This window comes from Methylobacterium sp. OAE515, from assembly GCF_041806315.1.
GTDB classification, from domain to species: domain Bacteria; phylum Pseudomonadota; class Alphaproteobacteria; order Rhizobiales; family Beijerinckiaceae; genus Methylobacterium; species Methylobacterium tardum.
On the sequence record NZ_JBGMUV010000001.1, the window covers coordinates 2,594,989 to 2,612,457 of the forward strand.

Consider the following 17,469-nt stretch of genomic DNA (forward strand, 5'->3'; position numbering starts at 1 on the left):
GCATCGAAGGAGCAACCCATGTCGCCGCCAGCCCGCAAGGCCGTCCTGTATCGGATGGTCACCCCCGAACACACCTGCCCCTACAGCCTGAAGGCCAAGGACCTCCTCGAACGCCGGGGCTTCGAGGTGTAGGATCACCTCCTGACCGACCGGGCCGAGACCGACCGCTTCAAGGCCGAGCACCAGGTCAAGTCGACGCCGCAGACATACATCAACGGCGAGCGCGTCGGCGGCTTCGACGACCTGCAGCGTCACTTCGGCAAGGCCGCCAACGATCCGAACGCCACGACCTACACGCCCGTCATCGCGGTGTTCTCGATGACCGCGCTGATGGCGCTGGCGGCCAGCTACGCCGTGTACGGTACGCCGCTGACGATGCGCGCCGCCGAGTGGTTCATCGCATTCAGCATGTGCGTGCTGGCGCTCCTCAAGCTCCAGGACGTGGAGAGCTTCTCCTCCATGTTCCTGGGCTACGACATCCTGGGGAAGCGCTGGGTCCGCTACGCCTACGCCTACCCGTTCCTGGAGGGCATCGCCGGCGTGCTGATGGTGGCGGGGGCCCTGAACTGGATCTCGATCCCCGTCGCCCTGTTCATCGGCACGGTCGGTGCGGTCTCGGTGTCCAAGGCGGTCTACGTCGAAAAGCGGGACATCAAGTGCGCCTGCGTCGGCGGGTCGAGCAAGGTGCCGCTCGGCTTCGTCTCGCTCACAGAGAACGTGATGATGGTCGCCATGGCCGTCTGGATGCTGGCGATGCACCATTGAGGGCCACGTTGGCCGCGAGGGTTCTGCACTCGAATCGTGAAGGCCTCCGCTATGCGACGACGGCGGCAAGCCGACCGATGGGCATCCTTCCGGGCGGACGTCCCTCATGGAACGGTCTCGCCGCCTTCCCCGTCTCTGGCCCGTGACCGGCGATGTCCGGGGGAGAGGGAGGCGTTCGATGCTACGCAAACCGACTTTGGCCGTGCTTGGGTTGATGACGATGGCGGGTGCGGTCGTCGCCGCCTCGTCACCTGCCCTGGCCGATCCGCCGTGGGCCAGGGGCGAGCGCGGCTTCCGCCACGGCGGCCCTCCGCCCTGGGCACCGGCCCATGGCTACCGCCGCCACCGCGAGTTCGGCGGCTACGGTCGCAGGGACGTGCGCATGCACGAGGGGCGCCGCTACGGCGGCTACGGCTACAGCCGCTACTGAGGCGGCAATCGACGCAGGGTTGGGGCCGGCGATGACCGAGGCGCTTTCGGATTGTCGCCGGCCTCGCTCGGCTTGACGGTTCGCCGCACCTGCGCCCCTCGCCGTCGGACCGCATCGGCACGTCGTCGGTCTCGGCACCGACGCCATCCCGCCTGCCTGCCACGTGAACACCACAACCGATCGCACCCGATCCGCCGGAGGAACGGTCCTCCGGGCATCGCCGTTCCTGGGCGCCCGTCACGTCGGGATATAACCGGAACGCCCCCCCTTGCGTGGGATGACACCCATCGCGGCAAAGGTGAGTGAGCGCATAAGCGTTCCCACCTGAGGATTTCGGCGTGCCTAACAAGATTGAATTGTGAGTTTAACTGCTGTTCACGTAGTCAGAACTCGCATTTATTGCCTTTTTGCTGGAACGATTTGCGCAATATGCCCGTTTCAGCGCCGTACGATCAGGAAATCGGAGTTTACACATGCTGAAGCAAGTGCGCGTCGCCGCCCTCGCGACCACCTTCGTCATCGGCGGCGCGGCCATGGCGCTCGCCCAGTCCTCCTCGACCGTCGGCACCGGCGGGTCCTCGGCGGGCGGCGGCACCAGCTCCTCGACCGTGGGCACCGGCGGCTCCTCATCCGGCTCGGGTACCGGTTCGGGCTCGTCCTCGACGCTGGGCACCGGCGGCTCCTCAGCAGGCGGCGGCACCAGCTCGTCGACGGTTGGGACGGGCGGCTCCTCGGCCGGTTCCGGCAGCGGCTCGGGCTCGTCCTCGTCGATGGGCACCGGCGGCTCGTCGGCCGGCAAGGGCACGAGCTCGTCGTCCATGGGCACTGGCGGCTCGTCGTCCGGGATGTCGGACGGCGCGGGCAAGTCGGGCAGCGCCCCGGGCCACGACAAGAGCGGCCCCGGCAACTCCGAGAACGCCCCGGGCCACAACAAGCGCTGAGCCCCCGGCGGGTGAAAGCAACGGGTGCGGTCCGGGAGGATCGCACCCTCCTTGTTTTACGGGAGACCGCACCATGCCTCGCCTGATCATGCCGCTACTCGGTGGCGCCCTCCTCCTCGCGGGCTCGGTCATGGGTCACGCCCAGACCAGCACGGTAACGACCGGCCCGAACGGCGTCTCCGGAGGCACCACCGTTACCACGGGCCCGAACGGCAAGCCGTGCAAGGTCGTGCATTCCGACGACGCGAAGAACACCGGCACGATGACTAGCTCCGTCACGGCGGGCCCGAACGGCGTCAGTTCCTCGACCACCGGCGGCCCCTCGGTGACGACGAGGTCCGGAAGCGGATCGAGCAGCAGCTCGGCCTCCAGTTCGAGCTCGGGCGGCTCCACCATGACGACCACCGGAGACGGCGATTGCGTCGTCACCGTACCGAAGGGGAAGTGAGGATCACATGACGACCAGGTACATCGTTCCGCTCGCGGCCCTCGCGCTCCTCGCCGCCCCGGCGGTCGCGTCGGCCCAATCCAGCGCCACCAGGGGCACGGCCGGGTCGGCCGCGGCCGGCGGCACGTCGGCCTCGACCGTCGGCACCGGGGGCACCTCGACAGGCGCAAACGGTTCCACGGGCTCGTCTCTTGCCACCGGCGGCAGCGCGGCGGGCGGCAAGACCATGGACCGCTCGCACGTCAATGAGACGGGTAACGGCGGCCTGAACGGACAGTCGAAGGCGATGGCCCACGACGGCGGGACCTTCTCGAAGTCGCACACGAAGACGAAAGTCCGCGACGGCGAGGTGGAATCCCACACCAAGACCATGGCGCACGAGCCCGGCTCGAAGCCGGTGAAATCGACCACCACGACCGGCCAGTGACGGCGCCGCCCCGGCGGAACGACCCGCCGGGCTCATGCGGGCGGCGGGGACGTGACGCTTGCTGATCCCACGAGACTTCAGACTTCCGTACCGGCCATATCGGAGGAACGCCCATGCGTATTCCCTACCTGCTGCCGCTCGTCGGCTTGCTCGCTCTTGGTGCCTGCAAGGACGAGAAGAAGGCCGAGAACACCGCGCCTCCCCCGCCTCCCGCCAGCGCGGCGCCGGCGAACCCTGCGCCTCCGGCGACGACGACAAATCCGGCGCCGGCCAACAAGCCGTAGGAAACGCGCCTTGAGCCGGGCGGGTCCTGCACGCTTCCCGTGTCCGCAGGACCCGCCCGATCCTTCCAGGGCAAGCGTCGCCTGTTCAGACACAACGTCCTTAACCAGAACGCCCCAGGGTCGGCCGCACCGAGTTGCACCCGGGTCGTCGCGCCGTCGAACCGTCCCGGTTTCGGCCTATGGCCCCGAGCAACCGAGCAACCTCGCATTGCGCGCAGGGGTCTTGACGAGGATGGTACGCTCACGGGTCACCCGGCCCTGGACGGTGTCCACCTGACACCCGGACCGGAACGCCGCATCGCGGCAGGCGAAACCCTTCGCACCCACGAGGGAGCGGCGCGGTGCTGGGCCAGCGGCTAGGTCCCGATCAGGTTCATCACCGAGCCGGGCCGGTATGACCTTGCCGGGCAGGACACCGCAGCTGGTAGTGCTGGCCACCTACCCCAGCCCATGCCAGTCAGGCACGTCCGATCCAGCCGCGCCACGTGAAGGCCGCGAAGAAGAGTTCAGCATCCCTAAAGCCGCCCGCCGTCAGGACCGCGATGTCGGTCTCCGGCGCGAGGGTTTGCAGGTGGGCATCCACGGCGCTGCGGGCCTTCGCAGCTTGGTCGCGGTCGGCGCCGGAAGCGACCGCGTAGGCCTCGTAGCGTGCGATCCATTGGGAGCGACTGTCGTCCTGCGGAAAGCTTCCGTGGGCGGCGACGAAAGGCGCGCCCCGCTTCAGGCGACGATGGATGGCCCGGACGGTGTCCTCGCGCGCCGCCGGGTCGAGGAAGTGCAGGGTCAGAAGGCATGTCGCCGCGTCGAAGGGGCCGTCGGGCGCGTCGTCGATGTAGCCCTCGACGAGAGTCACCCGGTCCATCAGCGGTCCCAGCGTGCGTTCGGCCTGGCGGAGCATCGCCCGTGCAGGGTCGACGCCGACGAAGGTCCAGCCGGGATGCGCCTCGGCCAGCGCCAGTAGTTCCAGTCCCCCTCCCGCCCCAAGGACCAGGACCCGTGCGTCGGCCGGCGCGTGCTCGGAGAGCAGGATGCCGGTCATCCTGTGAAGTGCCTCGAAGCCGGGCACGAAGCGTCGCGGCCCGTCGGCATACCGTGCGGCGGCCTCCGGGTCCGAGAAGGCGGCCACGAAGTCGGTCGGTTCAGGCTGCGCGCTATGTGTCATCGGATCGGGCCTCCCGCCCGCACGGTCCGCGCTTGGCCAGGCGCGCATGGAAATCGGTGCTGAGACGGGCCAGCGTGACGTCGCCCAAACGCGAGAGCAACAGGGCCTCGGCATCCCGGAATGCGTCCGCGAGGGCGGAGTTGACCGCCTGCTCGACGAGGCACGTCGGCTCCTTGCTGCGGTTTCCCATCGCGAACACCTCCGGCGAGCCGAGCGCGACGTAAACATCGTGCAGGGTCACCCGGTCGAGGTCGCAGGCGAGTGTCCAGCCGCCGCCATGCCCCTTCCCGGACGCGACAAGCCCCAGGTCGCGCAATCCCGCCATCGTCCGGCGCACCACGACCGGGTTGGTCCCCATCATCTGGGCCAGCCGGTCAGACGTCACCGGTCCGTCGGCCTCCGCCATGTGGAGGAGGACGTGGAGCACGCCCGACAACCTGCCATCACGTCTCATGAAACTTATGATGTTGCATGATATGATGTTCGTCAATAGGGGCTGGGCTGGGTTGCTCGGCCGGGCGGTGGCCGCCGTGCCGGTTCAGGCCCGGGGACTGACCTGCACAACCCCGCGGGACATGCCCGTGTTTGGCCGGCCGGGAGGCAAGGAGACATGTCGACGAACGCCCCCGACGCGGACGGTTGGAACGTCGGCCGGGCTGGTACATGTCATTTGCTCGGTGGTACCGCCTATGCGGGCGCTTGTCGCCGATGGTTGTTAGTGCCAGCCGAGCGACACTCTCGTTGATGTGCCATGACATGCTCACAGTCGGCCTGCCGAGGGGGCCAGAGGTAGACCGACCGCTATCGCAGGCTCCTAAGAAGGGCCGCCCTGCGACCTTTGCCACGTACCCCGGACCTGTCGCCCGGCCTCACGTCGCCTTGGACGCCGGAAGGGCGGATGCGCCGGCGGCAACGGGTTGTTCAGCGCCATCCCGATTCCGCGAGCCGAAGGCGCTCGCGGCCAGCACGTAGAAGAGTGGGGTGACGAACACGGCGAGCACGGTTGCCGTGATCATGCCGCCCAGCACGCCGGTGCCGATGGCACGCTGGCTGTTCATGCTGGCACCCGTCGCGATGGCGAGCGGCACGACGCCGAGGATGAAGGCGAACGCGGTCATGACGATGGGGCGGAAGCGCAGTTCGCACGTCTCCAGCGCCGCCTCGTGTATCGGCCGCCCTTGCGCCACGAGTTCCTTGGCCACCTCGATGATGAGGATGGCGTTCTTCGCCGTCAGGCCGATCACCGTGATGAGGCCAACCTTGAAGTACACGTCGTTCGGCATCTCCCGCATGATCACGGCGAAGAGGGCGCCGACGATGCCGGTCGGGATCACCAGCAGCACGGCGAGGGGGATCGACCAGCTCTCGTAGAGCGCCGCGAGGCACAGGAAGACGCAGACCAGCGACAGGGCGAGCAGGTAGACGGCCTGGCTCACCGAGAGCTTCTCCTGCAGCGACTGCCCGGTCCAGGCGAAGTCGAAGCCGGGCGGAAGCTGCGCGGCGAGCCGCTCCATCTCGGCCATGGCGTCGCCGCTGGCATAGCCCCAGTTGGCGTAGCCCGAGAACTTGATGCTTGGGTAGCCGTTGTAGCCGACCACCTGCGACGGGCCCATCGTCCACTGCACCTGCGCGAAGGATTGCAGCGGCACCATCTGGCCCTGGGCGTTCCGGACGTTCAGGTCGAGCAGGTCCTCGGCCCTCATGCGCCGCCCGGCCTCGGCCTGCACGATGACCCGTTGCATGCGCGACTGGTTCGGGAAGTCGTTGACATAGGCCGAGCCGAGGCTGGTCGAGAGGGCGTCGTTGATGTCCGCGAAGGTGACGCCGAGCGCGTTCGCCTACTGCCGGTCGAGGGTGAGCTCGATCTGCGGCGCGGTCGGCAGCCCCTCCACGTAGACGCTCGTCAGGACGGGGCTCTTGCTTGCGGCGAGCAACTGGTCGCGGGCGGCCGCCAGCGCGGCGTAGCCCTGCTGCCCCTTGTCCTGCAGGCGGAAGCTGAAGCCGCTGGAGTTGCCGAGCGCCTCGATGGCGGGCGGCGACAGCGTCATGGCGATGGCGTCCGGCAGGTTGCCGAGAACCGCTTTGGCGCGCGTGCTGATCGCCTCCGCGTCGTCGCCCGGCCCACGCTGCGACCAGTCCTTCAGGGTGACGAACGAGAGCGCCGTGTTCTGGCCCTGCCCGGAGAAGCCGAAGCCCAGGAGTTGCACCCGCCGGGCGACTGCCTTCTCGCCGCCGAAGTGCTCCTCGATGCGCTTGGCCACGTTCAGGGTGCGGCCGGCGGAGGATTCCGGAGGCGTCTGGGTGTCGACGATCACGTAGCCCTGGTCCTCGGTGGGTAGGAAGCTCGACGGCAGGAGCACGTAGCCGTAGCCGAGCGCGCCGAGGAGCGCGGCGTAGACGAGGAGCGCCCGGACGGGGCGGCGCAGGATGCCGCCGACTCCCGACCTGTAAGCCCGCGTGCCCGACCGGAAGCCCCGGTTGAACCAGCCGAAGAAGCCGCCCTTGGAATGGGCGTGCCCGGCCTCGACCGGCTTGAGCAGGGTGGCGCACAGCGCCGGCGTCAACGAGAGCGCCAGGAAGGCCGAGAAGGCGATGGAGGTCGCCATGCTGGCCGAGAACTGCCGGTAGATCACGCCGACTGATCCCGGGAAGAAGGCCATCGGCATGAACACCGCCACCAACACCGACGTGATGCCGATGATGGCGCCGGTGATCTGGCCCATGGCCTTGGCGGTCGCCTCCTTCGGCGGCAGACGCTCCTCGTCCATGATGCGCTCGACGTTCTCGACCACGACGATGGCGTCGTCGACGAGGATGCCGATGGCCAGCACCATGCCGAACATGGTCAGCACGTTGATGGAGAAGCCCGCCACTAGGAGGGCGCCGCAGGTGCCGAGCAGTGCGACCGGCACGACGATGGTCGGGATGAGGGTGTAGCGGACGTTCTGCAGGAACAGGAACATGACCGCGAAGACCAGGACCATCGCCTCGGCCAACGTCGTCAGCACCTTCCGGATCGACACCTCGACGAAGGGCGTCGTGTCGTAGGCCACCAGCACCTCAGCGTTCGCCGGCAAAGTCTTCGAGAGGCGTACGACCGCCTCCTTCACGCCGGTCGCGGCAGCGAGCGCGTTGCCGCCCGGCGCGAGCTGGATGCCGATGCCGGCGGTCGGGCGACCGTCGAGGCGTGTCTGGTTGGTGTAGGACTGCCCGGCGAGCTCGACCGTGGCGACGTCGCGAAGACGAACGAGCGAGCCGTCCGGGTTGGCACGCAGCACGACCTCCTCGAACTCGGCGATTGTGGTGAGTTGACCTTTCACCAGAACGTTGGCGGCGATCCGCTGGCCTTGCTTGGCAGGCTGAGCCCCCACGATGCCGGACGCGACCTGCGCGTTCTGCGCCCCGACCGCGGCCGTGATGTCCCCGGGCGTCAGGTTGAGGCCGACAAGCCTCACCGGGTCGATCCAGATGCGTAGCGCCTTCTCGGACGAGAACAGGGTGGCGCGGCCCACGCCCGGCACGCGCCGCAGCTCCCCGAGGATGCGGCGGGCGGCGAGGTCGCCGAGATCGGTCTCGCTCAGCGCGCCGTCGCGGGAGGAGACGGTGACGAACTGCAGGAAGGAGGTGCTCGCCTCTTCGACCGTGACGCCCTGCTGGGTCACGGGCCGCGGCAGGCGCGCCTCGATGCGCTTGATCCGGTTCTGGACCGCCACGGTGGCCTTCGAGGCGTCCGAACCCGGCGCGAACGAGACCATGATCTGGCTCGCGCCGGAGGTGTCGCTGGTGCTCTCGAAGTACATTAGCCCCGGAATGCCGTTGAGCTCCTCCTCGATGATGCGGGTGACGCCGTCGTAGAGGCGCTCGGGCGGGGCGCCAGGGTACACGGCGGTGACCTGGATCGTGACAGGGGCGACGTCCGGGTACTGCGAGACCGGCAGGAAGGCGATGGAGATCGCGCCCCCCAGCATGATGAAGAGCGAGATCGCCCAGGCGAAGATCGGGCGCTCGATGAAGAAGCGGGTCATGGGTCCGGGCCTGAAGGCGGAGGTCAGTGCTGGTCGGAGGCGGCGGCCGTCCGGCCGTCGCTCCACGGGACCAGGTTCACGGCCATGCCGGGCTGGATCTTCTGGAAGCCCTCGACGACGACGGTCTCGCCGGGCTTCAAGCCCTCCTCGACGATCCATCCGGCGTCCGTCAGGGCCCCGATGCGCAGGGGGCGCAGCGCCAGCGTCTTGTTCTCGCCGACCACGAAGACCTGGGCGACGCCGGCGCTTGAACGCTGGATGGCCTGTGCCGGAACGATCACTGCGCCGGGCGTCATCCCCTGCGCGACCCGGACCCGGACGTAGGTCCCCGGCAGCAGGACGGCCTTCGGGTTCGGGAAGGTGGCGCGCAAGGAGACCTGCCCAGTCCCGGGGTCGACGCTCACGTCCGAGAACAGGAGCTTGCCGGCATCGGGATGGAGGGTGCCGTCGGCATGGACGAGGCGCACCTCGGCTTCCTGCTTGCCGGCGGCGCGTTCGGCGAGGAAGCCGGGGTCGGAGGCCAAGGCGTTGAAGTCGGCGTAGATCGGGTCGATCTGCTGGATCAGGGCGAGTTTGGTCGCCTCGCCCTGGCCGACGAGGGCGCCTTCCGTGACGAGGGCGCGTCCGATGCGGCCGGCGATGGGGGCCCTGACGGTGGCGTAGTCGAGGTCGATCTTCGCCCGGGCAAGCTGCGCCTTTGCGCTCGCCACGTCGGCCTCGGCCTGGCGCAGGTTCGCGACCGCGATGTCGTTCTGGGCGGTGCTGGCCGCCTGCCGCTCCACCAGGGTCTCGGTACGCTCGGACTGGCGTTGCGCCTGTACCCGGGACGCCTCTGCCCGCGCGACGGCCGCCGCCTTGGCATCGACCTCGGCCTTGTAGACGGCCGGGTCGATGCGGAAAAGGACGTCGCCCTTCCTGACGAGGCTTCCCTCCTCGAAGGTGCGTTCCTGGATGATGCCGCCGACCTGCGCACGCACCTCGGCCACCCGCGTCGAGGCAAGGCGGCCGGGTAGGTCCAACAGGCGCGGCACGGTCGCCGGTTCGACCAATGCGGTCGACACCAGCGGTGGCGGCGTCTCGGTCGCATTCGCGGCGGAGTCGCCCGCGTCCGGCTGGCAGGCCATCAACGCGAGGCTAGAGCAGGTTGTTTTTTGACGGAATCGAGGTTCACGGGCCGGTTCTGGTCTGGTTGTCTGTGAGCCCTGCAGCGGAGGGCGATGTGGGATGACGCAGCCCTATTCGGAGGATTTACGCGAGCGGGCCCTGGCCCGCGCTGAGGCCGGCGAGACGGTCCGGATGATTGCTCAGGCTTTGGCGATCAGCCCGTCCTGCGTCTCGAAGTGGCGCAAGCTCAAGCGGGAGACGGGCACGCTGAGCCCCGGGCAGATCGGCGGGCACAAAAAGCCGGTGCTGTCGGGTGAGCCGGGCACATGGCTTTCCGAGCGGGTGCGGGGTGGGCGGTTCACCCTGCGGGGCTTGGTGGCGGAGCTGGCCGAGCGTGGGGTGAAGACGGACCTGCGTGCGGTCTGGGTGTTCGTGCGCGCCCAGGAGCTGAGCTTCAAAAAAAACGCTGCGGGCGAGCGAGCAGGATCGGGCCGACGTCGCGCGTAAGCGCCAACGCTGGCAAAGGCATCAGGCCAAGGTCGATCCGCGCCGTTTGGTCTTCCTCGACGAGACCTGGGTCAAGACCAACCTGGCGCCGTTGCGCGGCTGGGGACCGCGCGGCCAGCGCTTGAACGCGCAGACCCCACACGGCCACTGGCGTACGCTCACCTTCATCGCCGCGCTCCGCCACGACCGGGTCAGCGCGCCTTGGGTCGTGGACGGGCCGATCAACGGCGCCATCTTCCGCCGCTACGTCGAGACCGTCCTCGTCCCGGAGCTGAAGCCGGGCGACGTCGTCATCCTGGACAATCTCGGAAGCCACAAAGGCAGAGCCGCCCGGGCTGCCATCCGAGCCGCCGGCGCGCATCTGCTGTTCCTGCCGCCCTACAGCCCCGATCTCAACCCGATCGAGCAGCTCTTCTCAAAGCTCAAGCATTTCACCCGAGCCGGCGAACCCAGGACCGTCGAGGCCACATGGCGCCGCGTCGGGCACGTTCTCGATCTCGTCGCGCCCGACGAATGCGCGGACTACCTCACCAACTCAGGCTACGCTTCCGCGTGAAAACAACACGCTCTAAGCAGGCAGCAGGCATATACGGGTACGATGCCCAGGGGATTGCGTTCACGCGATCTCATGGATCAGCGAGTCCTTGCTTCAGGGATGGAAAGGGAGAGGGGCCTAGTCCGCGAGCGTCATCGCGATGAGGCGCTCCCGAAGGGCGGGCAGGTCCGGGACGACGCCGCCGTCCTCGCGCATGAGGTGGGCGAGCCAGGCCCCGTCGGCGGCCAGGCGCACGATCTCAAGGATCGGCGTGTCGTCGGTCTCACGGTGCCGCTCCAATCGCGACGCGAACCAGTCCGCCCACCGCCCGCGCACGCTCGATTCTGCGAGGGCGGAGACGTACAGGGCCGCTCCCGGGTTGCCTTCGCCCAGCACCGGATCGTCGAAGGTCGCGCCGACATAGGCACGGGTGAAGCTTCCGCGCGGTCTCGGGTCCTTGGCCATGTTCGCGTCGATGTCGGCATCGAGCTTCTCGACCAAGTCGGCGAAAAGGCCCTCCACCAAAGCCTGCCGGCTCGGGAAGTGGTGGAAGAGCCCGCCCTTGGTGACGCCGGCCGCCTCGGCGACGGCCTGCACCGTGATGCCGGAAGGCCCGTGTTCCAGGGCCAGCTTCATGGCGCAGTCCAGGAGCAGGCGGCGTACGAGTTCCGGCTGCTTTTTGCGCTGGGAGATGGTCTTCATGGCCGGTGCCCGGTCGCGGTCGAGAACGCCTGCATCACCACGATGCCGCCGACGATCATGCCGATGCCGACCAGCGCCGCCGCGTCGAGTGTTTGCTCGAAAAGGGTGGCACCGACGACGGCGGTCAGCACGACCTCGACGCCGCTCCAGACGGCGTAGACCACGCCGAGCGGCATGGCCTTCAAGGCGTGCGTGAGGAAGTAGAACGCCGCGGCGTAGAAGGCCGCCATGGCGAGGGTGGGCACGAGCCTCGTGAACTGCTGCGACATCTGCAGGAGGGTCGTGCCGGCCACCTCACATACTATGGCGAGGACGAGGGCGGCATAGGTGACGGTGTAACTGGACATGCTCCCGGGCTCGGATTACCGCCCAAACATACCAACCAAATGGTATGTTTCAAGCCCTTTCGGCAACGGTTGGGACGTATTCCGACCGCAGCCGTTGTCCACACTCCATCGGAGGAAACGACAAGTTGCGCGGCCCGTGCGAAAAGCCGAGGCACCTGGTCGCTTAATGGGCCATCACATGCTCACGGTCGGACTGCCCAGGGGGCCGGAGGCAGACCGACCTCTATCGCCGACTCCTCAAAAGGCTATGGGCCGACGTCAACACGCCGCCAGAGCCGTGTGTCCACGGCAGGCTCTACGCCCTCACAGGTCCGGAAACTCCTTCGCCAAGTGGTCGATGAGGGCGCGGACGGCGGGCGGCAGGCCGCGGCGGGTCGTGAAGACGATATGGACGATGCCGCCCCGGCTCCGCCAGTCCCGAAAGACGCGAACGAGCTTGCCGGCAGCGATGTGCGCCGCGCAGGCGTGATCGGGCAAGAAGGCAACACCCAGGCCGTCGGCCGCGGCATCGCAGAGAACCGGGTAATCGCCGCAGGTCAGCCGCGGCTCGTGACGCAGCTCATGCCTCTCCCCGTCGGCGCGCTCCAGCACCCAGGTGATCTCGCCCGCCTCGTCGCTCGTGCCCATGGTCGGGACGGAGGCGAGGTCGGCGAGGTCGGCGCCGAGGCCGCTCGCGACCTGCGGACTGGCGACGAGTATCCAGCGTGAACGTCCCAGCGACCGCATCGTGAGCGACGCATCACTGGTGAGATCGTGCCGGACGCGGAGCGCGACGTCGACGCGCTCCTCGATCAGGTCGACGGCCCGGTCCGAGGCGACGAGCTGTAGCTGGACCTTCGGGTAGCGGTCGAGGAAGCCCCGCACGATGCCGGACGCGAACTTCACGAGGTTGCGTGGGCAACTCATGCGGATGCGCCCGTGCGGTTCGGCCTGGGCCTCCGCGACGAGCGCCTCGGCCCGCTCTGCCTCCAGCATCATGGCGCGGCAGCGCTCGTAGAAGGTCTGCCCGACCTCGGTGACGCGGAAGCGCCGGCTGGAGCGCTCGATGAGCCGGCCCCCGAGCCGCGCCTCCAGCGCCGAGACGCGGCGGCTCAGCGTCGACTTCGGCTCGCGGAGCGCCCGGCCCGCAGCGGTGAACCCGCCATGGGCGACGACCTCGGCGAAGGTAACGTAGTCGTTGAGGTCTGGGCGCATCATCGTTCCCTGATTGGAACGCTACGTGCCAGATTTATGGTCTGTCCGCATCATCGTCCTGAGCGCATCTGTCTCGCCAGCGGCTGACACGCAGCCGAACCGAGGAGAACGACGATGACCGGCAGGTTCCAGAACAAGGTGGTGGTGGTGACCGGGGGCACCAGCGGCATCGGGCTCGCCACCGCCCAAGCCTTCTCGCGGGAGGGCGCCTCGGTGTTCGTCACTGGCCGTCGCCAGGACGCGCTCGACGCGGCGGTTAAGGAGATCGGCGGGCGGGTCACCGGCGTGCGCGGCGACATGGCGAACCTCGCCGACATCGACCGCCTCTACGACGCGGTCCAGCAGAAGCACGCGCAGATTGACGTCGTCTTCGCCAACGCCGGTGGGGGCGAGTTCGCGCCGCTCGGCGCCATTACCGAGGAGCACTTCGACACGACCTTCGACACCAACGTGAAGGGCACGCTCTTCACCGTCCAGAAGGCGCTGCCGCTCCTGAAGGACGGCGGGGCGGTGGTGCTGACCGGCTCGACCGCCGGCACCGAGGGGACGCCGGCCTTCAGCGTGTATTCGGCCAGCAAAGCGGCCATCCGCAACTTCGCCCGCACTTGGATCCTCGACCTGAAGGACCGCCGCATCCGCGTCAACGTGGTCAGCCCCGGCGCGACGCGCACTCCGGGCCTCGTCGGCCTCGCCGGCGACGATGCCGAGAAGCAGCAGGGCCTGCTCGATTACCTGGGGACGCGCATCCCACTCGGACGCGTCGGCGAGCCGACGGAGGTCGCCAACGCGGTCCTGTTCCTCGCCTCCGACGAGGCAGCCTTCGTCAACGGCGCCGAATTGTTCGTCGACGGCGGTCAGGCGCAGGCCTGATGATGTAAGCTGACTGCTCCCCGGCCGGCGTGGACCGCCGGCCGGGGAGGGTTGGTGAGCATCCGGTGGCCAGTCGTGGCATGGGGTGCCGAGAACCGGAGAGCTGCCTGGGCGGGTGCCCAGGGGTCGACTGCGCGTCGCCAATGCGACCGTACCTGCTGACTATGCGGCAACCCACATCGCAGGCTCAGGCGGCAGGTGGGTTGAGGAGCACCCAGAGGCGCGCGATCCTGCCGCCGACGATTTCTGCGACGTCCATCCCGGTGATCGCGACTGCTCCCTCCTCCGGACCGGCCTCCCACCGCAACGAACCCAGGCCGTGATGGCCGACTGCGCGTCCTGTAGGGGTGAACCGGAACGTCGGAACGAACTGGTCCAGCAAGTTGCCGGCGACCGCGGAAATGGCTGCGCGCCCCTGAACGACGTTGGTCGGCTCGTACATGATCGGCTCGGCCACGAAGAGTTCGTTCAGCGCAGCCGCGCGCCTGTCGGCATTACGCTCGTTGAAGACGCGCTCCAGGTTGGCACGTAGCAACCCGTCGTAATCGGGCTCTGCCGATCCTTGGCTGGTCTGGCTGATGTCGGCCACGGAAGACCTCCTTCGAAAGTGGTCAAGCCGTAAGGTCAATTGAACTTCACGAGGTTCAGCGCCGGCAGTGGACCGCCGGGAAACTGAACGAGGCGGCTGCCGAGCGCGAGCGGACCGAGATCGATGCCGAAGAAGCCAAGCCGTTCGATTAGCGTGCTCACCTGCGCCTTCGCCTCGGCGTCGTCCCCTGAGTAGAACAGCACGCGCCGTCCGCCATCGCTGGCTGGGTCGCCGGCGACCAACTGCGGCTGCAAGTGGTTGAACGCCTTCACGACCCGCGCGCCTAGCGCCCAGCCGGCGAACACCTCGGACGACGAGCGGCCGCCGAGGTCGAACGGCTTGAACAGCGGCGCCTCGATGGGGTTGTTGGCGTCGACGACGATGCGGCCGCCGAAGTCCGGCAGGCCCGCGAGGGCGGCCTCCAGCTTCGACCAGTTCACGGCGACGAAGACGGTGTCCTTCGCCGCGGCCTCCTCGCGGGTGCCCGCCGTGATGCTCGGTCCCAGCGCAGCGACAGTTTCCGCGAGGCTGTCAGGCTCGCGGCTGTTTGCGAGCGTGGCGGGAATGGCGTGGCGGGCGAGCGCCGTCGCGATAGCGCTGCCGATCTGTCCGGCGCCGATGATGCCGATGGAAGTCATGGCTCTGTCTCCTTTGACGAGGGGCCGAGGATTCAGGCGGACTGGCCGCCGTCGACGTTCAGCGTGGCCCCGGTGATGTATCCAGCGTCCGGGCCGGCCAGGAACGCGACCGCCGCCGCGATGTCCTCCGGCTGGCCGTAGCGGCCGAGCGCGGCGAGGCCCTTCAGGCTCTCGGCGAAGGGGCCATCCTGCGGGTTCATGTCGGTGTTGATCGCACCCGGCTGGACCACGTTGACCGTGATGTTGCGGGGCCCGAGGTCGCGGGCCCAGCCGCGGGTGTAGGCCGCCACCGCCGCCTTGGTGGCGACGTAGTCGGCGGCGCCAGCGAACGGAACGTGGACCGCGCCGGTGGTGCCGATGGACACGATGCGCCCGCCGTCCGTCATCAGCGGCACGGCGGCGCGGACCGCCACGGCGACGCCCTTGACGTTGACGTCGAGCTGCCGGTCGAACGCGGCCCGGTCGGCCTTGGCGTCGTCGACCATGCCGGTGACGAACACGCCCGCGGAGTTGACCAGGATGTCGAGGCGACCGAGCGCGGCGTGGGCCTTCTGCACCAGGGCCTCGACCTCGCCGGCGTCGGCCTGGTCCGCCCGGATAGCGACCGCCCGCCGGCCGAGCGCCTCGACCTCGCGGACGACGTCCTCAGCCCGCTCGCGCGAGGCGGCGTAACTGAAGGCGACGTCCGCGCCGTCGCGGGCGAGGCGGCGGACGATGGCCGCCCCGATGCCGCGCGATCCGCCGGTCACGAGGGCCGCCTTGCCGGCGAGAAGGTGGGATACCTGGGTCATGTCATCGCTCCATCGCGTGTTCGATGAGGATGAGGATGGATCGGGAACTCCTCCTGGTTTAGCCGCGAATGGCTTGTTATGCTTTCAACGGATCGTTGAAGGAGGTGGCATGGAGACCTTGGCCAACCTCGAAGCCTTCGTGCGCAGCGCTGAGTGCGGCAGCTTCTCCGAGGCCGCCCGGCGGCTGTCGCTGACGCCGGCCGCAGTCAGCCGCAACGTGGCCATGCTGGAGCGCAACCTCGGCGTGCGGCTGTTCCACCGCTCGACCCGCAAGCTCACCCTGACCGAGGCCGGGGAGGGTTTTCGCCAGGCGGTCGCCGGGAACCTGGAGGGGCTGCAAGCCGCGATTGCCGGCGTCTCCGTGGACGCCGGCGAACCGGTCGGAACGCTCAAGGTCAGCCTGCCGCCCACCTTTGGGATGAGCCACGTCATGCCTCTCCTGCCGGGCTTCCTGGCCCGCCATCCGCGCGTCAGGCCGGAATGGCACTTCGAAAACCGCCACGTCGACCTCGTCGCGGAAGGGTACGACGCCGCCATCGGCGGCGGCTTCGCCTTGTCCCCCGGCATCGTTGCCCGCACCTTGGCCCCGCCCACATCATCGCTGTGGCTTCGCCGGCCTACATGCGAGGTCGGGTGCCGCCCACCGACCCGGGGGGGCTCCAAGCCTTCGACGGCATCGTCATGCGGTCGCTGCAGACCGGCCGCATCCGGCACTGGACCATGCGCGACGTCGGCGGCAGCGAGATGGTGGCCGGGCAGCGGGAGAGCGTCGTCGTGAACGACCCCAGCGCGATGCGCGAGGCGGCGCTGCTTGGCCTGGGCGTCGCGCTCATGGCGGTGCCCGACGTGCGCGCCGACCTGGAACGCGGCGACCTCGCGCGCCTGCTGCCGCGCTGGTACGCCGATGCCGGCGCGATCTCCCTCTACTTCGCCTCACGCGCCCATCTACCGGCAAAGACGCGAGCCTTCGTCGATTGGGTGGTTGAGGCCTTCAAGGCGGAGCGTCTGGCGGAGCGGTTCGCCGGCAGCCTAGGATAGCTCGAACGACACGGACGACGGACCGCTTAACGGGCCACGACATGCTGATGTCGTGGCCCGTTAAGCAATGCAAAAGCCGTGCTTGATGCGTTTCACTCGTTAGAACCTGTGGCGCCCGCTTTCGACCCATGCCGGGCATACAGAAAGTGGCCGGCGCTTCCCGAAAGCGGCCGTTCGTCAGTCCTCAGGCAACTTCGGCTCGGGGTGGGAAACGAGAACTGGCTCCATGTCCGGAAGCAGTCCTTCATTCCGGTGCCCAGGCCAGTTGTTCGACGGGTGTAACGCCATCCCCGTACCAATTCGGTGGCGCCGGCACTCACTTTCGTCGCGTAAGTCTCGCGTCAGTGCTCGGCCTGTGAGCTGACCACTAGGCTGTCAGGCACGCCCACGATCTCGGCCCGGTCGTCCACGGCCGCCATATTCGCGGCGATCGCCCGCGCTCCGGCCCGGTAGGACGGATCCGACTGTAGCAGGAGTCATCGTTCGACGCTGATCCACGCGGATGTGCTCCGGGATGCTTTGCGGGCACATGGCGTCGGCCAGCGCCTCGATCAGTTATCTGACAAACGGAACCGAGCAGCTCAGCCCCGCTTGCTTCACTCCCATCGTCACGCGGCTAACGATGCACCAACTTCGAACCGTGGCTACCGATTGGAGGCCGCCCAAAGTTCA

At 68.5% G+C, this 17,469-nt stretch carries 16 protein-coding genes and 3 pseudogenes; 8 read left to right on the plus strand and 11 right to left on the minus strand.

The features are described from left to right. Positions 1–18: 18 nt before the first annotated feature. From ABIE45_RS12640 to ABIE45_RS12650, 3 genes and pseudogenes are all read left to right on the plus strand, one after another. Positions 19–765, plus strand: a pseudogene (locus tag ABIE45_RS12640) (glutaredoxin family protein). Positions 766–943: 178 nt separating this feature from the next. Further along, the gene (locus ABIE45_RS12645; RefSeq protein WP_192707032.1) at positions 944–1,195 is read left to right on the plus strand and encodes a hypothetical protein; all 252 of its coding nucleotides are present in this window, start codon (positions 944–946) and stop codon (positions 1,193–1,195) included. Positions 1,196–1,668: 473 nt separating this feature from the next. After that, positions 1,669–2,136: a hypothetical protein gene (locus ABIE45_RS12650; RefSeq protein ID WP_192707033.1), complete on the plus strand. Its 468-nt coding sequence runs from the start codon at positions 1,669–1,671 to the stop codon at positions 2,134–2,136. Positions 2,137–2,271: 135 nt separating this feature from the next. On the opposite strand, the gene ABIE45_RS12655 is transcribed toward ABIE45_RS12650, so the two are convergent. Further along, positions 2,272–2,532 (minus strand): hypothetical protein, encoded by a 261-nt coding sequence (locus ABIE45_RS12655; protein ID WP_192707034.1) that lies wholly within the window; start codon positions 2,530–2,532, stop codon positions 2,272–2,274. Positions 2,533–2,591: 59 nt separating this feature from the next. On the opposite strand from ABIE45_RS12655, the gene ABIE45_RS12660 reads away from it, so the two are divergent. Together ABIE45_RS12660 and ABIE45_RS12665 are read left to right on the plus strand one after the other, a co-directional pair. Then, complete coding sequence (locus ABIE45_RS12660) at positions 2,592–3,011, plus strand: hypothetical protein (protein ID WP_192707035.1); 420 nt, start codon at positions 2,592–2,594, stop codon at positions 3,009–3,011. Between the two features lie 113 nt (positions 3,012–3,124). Next, positions 3,125–3,295 (plus strand): hypothetical protein, encoded by a 171-nt coding sequence (locus ABIE45_RS12665; protein ID WP_192707036.1) that lies wholly within the window; start codon positions 3,125–3,127, stop codon positions 3,293–3,295. 457 nt (positions 3,296–3,752) lie between these two features. On the opposite strand, the gene ABIE45_RS12670 is transcribed toward ABIE45_RS12665, so the two are convergent. The 4 genes and pseudogenes from ABIE45_RS12670 to ABIE45_RS12685 form a co-directional block, all read right to left on the minus strand. Then, the gene (locus tag ABIE45_RS12670) at positions 3,753–4,457 is read right to left on the minus strand and encodes a class I SAM-dependent methyltransferase (RefSeq protein WP_192707037.1); all 705 of its coding nucleotides are present in this window, start codon (positions 4,455–4,457) and stop codon (positions 3,753–3,755) included. Further along, the gene (locus ABIE45_RS12675) at positions 4,447–4,911 is read right to left on the minus strand and encodes an Rrf2 family transcriptional regulator (RefSeq protein WP_192707038.1); all 465 of its coding nucleotides are present in this window, start codon (positions 4,909–4,911) and stop codon (positions 4,447–4,449) included. The genes ABIE45_RS12670 and ABIE45_RS12675 overlap by 11 nt, the downstream gene beginning before the upstream one ends. A gap of 415 nt (positions 4,912–5,326) precedes the next feature. After that, positions 5,327–8,482, minus strand: a pseudogene (locus tag ABIE45_RS12680) (multidrug efflux RND transporter permease subunit). Positions 8,483–8,505: 23 nt separating this feature from the next. Continuing rightward, positions 8,506–9,606, minus strand: a complete 1,101-nt coding sequence (locus ABIE45_RS12685) for an efflux RND transporter periplasmic adaptor subunit (protein ID WP_192707039.1) — start codon at positions 9,604–9,606, stop codon at positions 8,506–8,508. Positions 9,607–9,706: 100 nt separating this feature from the next. Here ABIE45_RS12685 and ABIE45_RS12690 point away from each other — a divergent pair. Further along, positions 9,707–10,649, plus strand: a protein-coding gene (locus ABIE45_RS12690; RefSeq protein ID WP_209578311.1) for an IS630 family transposase whose coding sequence is annotated in 2 segments (ribosomal slippage) — positions 9,707–10,044 and positions 10,043–10,649 — 945 coding nt in all. Because the reading frame shifts where the segments join, the coding sequence is not laid out codon by codon here. A gap of 117 nt (positions 10,650–10,766) precedes the next feature. Here the strand turns inward: ABIE45_RS12690 and ABIE45_RS12695 are convergent. The 3 genes from ABIE45_RS12695 to ABIE45_RS12705 form a co-directional block, all read right to left on the minus strand. Then, a complete protein-coding gene (locus ABIE45_RS12695; RefSeq protein ID WP_192707041.1) occupies positions 10,767–11,330 on the minus strand; it encodes a TetR family transcriptional regulator in 564 nt (187 codons plus the stop codon). Then, positions 11,327–11,677: a multidrug efflux SMR transporter gene (locus tag ABIE45_RS12700; RefSeq protein ID WP_192707042.1), complete on the minus strand. Its 351-nt coding sequence runs from the start codon at positions 11,675–11,677 to the stop codon at positions 11,327–11,329. The genes ABIE45_RS12695 and ABIE45_RS12700 overlap by 4 nt, the downstream gene beginning before the upstream one ends. A 303-nt stretch (positions 11,678–11,980) precedes the next feature. Then, positions 11,981–12,874 carry a LysR substrate-binding domain-containing protein gene (locus ABIE45_RS12705; RefSeq protein ID WP_192707043.1) on the minus strand — a complete coding sequence of 298 codons (894 nt, stop codon included), beginning with the start codon at positions 12,872–12,874 and terminating at the stop codon, positions 11,981–11,983. Positions 12,875–12,985: 111 nt separating this feature from the next. Here ABIE45_RS12705 and ABIE45_RS12710 point away from each other — a divergent pair, with 111 nt between their 5' ends. Then, positions 12,986–13,741: a glucose 1-dehydrogenase gene (locus tag ABIE45_RS12710; RefSeq protein ID WP_192707044.1), complete on the plus strand. Its 756-nt coding sequence runs from the start codon at positions 12,986–12,988 to the stop codon at positions 13,739–13,741. Positions 13,742–13,928: 187 nt separating this feature from the next. On the opposite strand, the gene ABIE45_RS12715 is transcribed toward ABIE45_RS12710, so the two are convergent. The 3 genes from ABIE45_RS12715 to ABIE45_RS12725 are packed head-to-tail and all read right to left on the minus strand — an operon-like array spanning position 13,929 to position 15,759. After that, a complete protein-coding gene (locus tag ABIE45_RS12715; protein WP_192707045.1) occupies positions 13,929–14,330 on the minus strand; it encodes a nuclear transport factor 2 family protein in 402 nt (133 codons plus the stop codon). Between the two features lie 35 nt (positions 14,331–14,365). Then, on the minus strand, positions 14,366–14,968 hold the full coding sequence (locus tag ABIE45_RS12720; RefSeq protein WP_192707046.1) for an NAD(P)-binding domain-containing protein: 603 nt from the start codon (positions 14,966–14,968) through the stop codon (positions 14,366–14,368). A 32-nt stretch (positions 14,969–15,000) separates the two neighbouring features. Continuing rightward, the gene (locus ABIE45_RS12725; RefSeq protein WP_192707047.1) at positions 15,001–15,759 is read right to left on the minus strand and encodes an SDR family oxidoreductase; all 759 of its coding nucleotides are present in this window, start codon (positions 15,757–15,759) and stop codon (positions 15,001–15,003) included. A 109-nt stretch (positions 15,760–15,868) separates the two neighbouring features. Here ABIE45_RS12725 and ABIE45_RS12730 point away from each other — a divergent pair. Continuing rightward, positions 15,869–16,797, plus strand: a pseudogene (locus ABIE45_RS12730) (LysR substrate-binding domain-containing protein). The last annotated feature ends 672 nt before the right edge of the window (positions 16,798–17,469 follow it).

Bases quoted from the DNA above. Each gene is read 5' to 3' on its own strand.
- ABIE45_RS12645 (WP_192707032.1), top strand. From the start codon at position 944: ATGCTACGCAAACCGACTTTGGCCGTGCTTGGGTTGATGACGATGGCG.
- ABIE45_RS12650 (WP_192707033.1), top strand. From the start codon at position 1,669: ATGCTGAAGCAAGTGCGCGTCGCCGCCCTCGCGACCACCTTCGTCATC.
- ABIE45_RS12655 (WP_192707034.1), bottom strand. From the start codon at position 2,532: ATGGTGGAGCCGCCCGAGCTCGAACTGGAGGCCGAGCTGCTGCTCGAT.
- ABIE45_RS12660 (WP_192707035.1), top strand. From the start codon at position 2,592: ATGACGACCAGGTACATCGTTCCGCTCGCGGCCCTCGCGCTCCTCGCC.
- ABIE45_RS12665 (WP_192707036.1), top strand. From the start codon at position 3,125: ATGCGTATTCCCTACCTGCTGCCGCTCGTCGGCTTGCTCGCTCTTGGT.
- ABIE45_RS12670 (WP_192707037.1), bottom strand. From the start codon at position 4,457: ATGACACATAGCGCGCAGCCTGAACCGACCGACTTCGTGGCCGCCTTC.
- ABIE45_RS12675 (WP_192707038.1), bottom strand. From the start codon at position 4,911: ATGAGACGTGATGGCAGGTTGTCGGGCGTGCTCCACGTCCTCCTCCAC.
- ABIE45_RS12685 (WP_192707039.1), bottom strand. From the start codon at position 9,606: ATGGCCTGCCAGCCGGACGCGGGCGACTCCGCCGCGAATGCGACCGAG.
- ABIE45_RS12695 (WP_192707041.1), bottom strand. From the start codon at position 11,330: ATGAAGACCATCTCCCAGCGCAAAAAGCAGCCGGAACTCGTACGCCGC.
- ABIE45_RS12700 (WP_192707042.1), bottom strand. From the start codon at position 11,677: ATGTCCAGTTACACCGTCACCTATGCCGCCCTCGTCCTCGCCATAGTA.
- ABIE45_RS12705 (WP_192707043.1), bottom strand. From the start codon at position 12,874: ATGATGCGCCCAGACCTCAACGACTACGTTACCTTCGCCGAGGTCGTC.
- ABIE45_RS12710 (WP_192707044.1), top strand. From the start codon at position 12,986: ATGACCGGCAGGTTCCAGAACAAGGTGGTGGTGGTGACCGGGGGCACC.
- ABIE45_RS12720 (WP_192707046.1), bottom strand. From the start codon at position 14,968: ATGACTTCCATCGGCATCATCGGCGCCGGACAGATCGGCAGCGCTATC.
- ABIE45_RS12725 (WP_192707047.1), bottom strand. From the start codon at position 15,759: ATGACCCAGGTATCCCACCTTCTCGCCGGCAAGGCGGCCCTCGTGACC.